Annotated in this window: 1 protein-coding gene; it reads right to left on the bottom strand. The window is 45.6% G+C overall.

All coding sequences use genetic code 11. The features are described from left to right. A partial coding sequence (locus tag A3729_RS30005; protein WP_156498241.1) for an ATP-binding cassette domain-containing protein occupies positions 1 to 776 on the bottom strand: 776 nt, incomplete at its 3' end. Between the last annotated feature and the right edge of the window lie 361 nt (positions 777 to 1137).

Below are 1137 nucleotides of genomic sequence, written 5' to 3'. Positions count from 1 at the left end.
TTCTTCTTCGCATTATCAGACATCTGGCGTTCACGTGCCTGAGTCGATGCAAGCATGTATTCGTCATAGTTGCCCGGATACAGACGTAATTCACCGTAGTCGAGATCAGCCATATGCGTACAAACACTATTTAAGAAGTGTCTATCGTGCGAGATGATGATCATCGTACAGTTACGCTCGTTGAGAACACCTTCTAGCCAACGAATGGTATTAATATCCAGGTTGTTGGTCGGCTCATCGAGCAGCATGATATCGGGTTCAGAGAAAAGTGCTTGCGCGAGTAAGACACGAAGTTTCCAACCCGGTGCAACTTCGCTCATTGGGCCATAATGCTGCTCAACCGGAATACCAACGCCAATCAGTAATTCACCCGCTCTAGATTCTGCACTGTAGCCGTCCATTTCAGCGAATTCAGATTCAAGCTCGCCTGCGCGAATACCGTCTTCTTCACTCATTTCAGGCTTGGCGTAGATCGCATCACGCTCCGCTTTGATTGACCAAAGCTCTTCATGCCCCATGATAACGGTATCGACAACACTAAACTCTTCATAGGCGAACTGGTCCTGCTTTAGCTTACCAATTCGTTCATTAGGGTCTTTAGAGACATTCCCCGAGGTAGGCTCTAAGTCACCGCCCAATATTTTCATAAAGGTTGACTTACCGCAGCCATTGGCACCAATTAGGCCATAGCGGTTGCCCTCACCAAACTTAACTGAAACGTTTTCAAATAACGGCTTTGCGCCAAACTGCATTGTAATATTCGCGGTAACTAACAAGGTATTGCCTCAAGATCTGGGTCATGGTTCAGCTATCTATTAATAGCGGCGCGAATTATGCCACAAAGAAAGCGCTTTCGTTAAACCAAAGCAAAGATTTTTGTATCTCGTTTGCTAAGGGCTTATATCGGGGTGCAATATTCCTCGATCAAAGCTATTATTCGCCCCTTATTTCTGCCGCCAATTCGAGAACAGTAACTTAGCATGAATGTCTCTTCTATTTCGTCAACGCTTATTCCTTCAGTGCCCGCTGACCATAAATACTGGGGCTCCATTCCTCAAGGTGCTAGCGCGGCGACACTTTACGAGTTACTTAATGAGATAGAAGGCTTTTGTTTATATATCGCTAAAGATTCGCAAC

Source organism: Oleiphilus sp. HI0043 (assembly GCF_001634935.1).
Note: the sequence above shows the minus strand (reverse complement) of the source record. Positions and strands in the feature narration are given on the sequence as shown.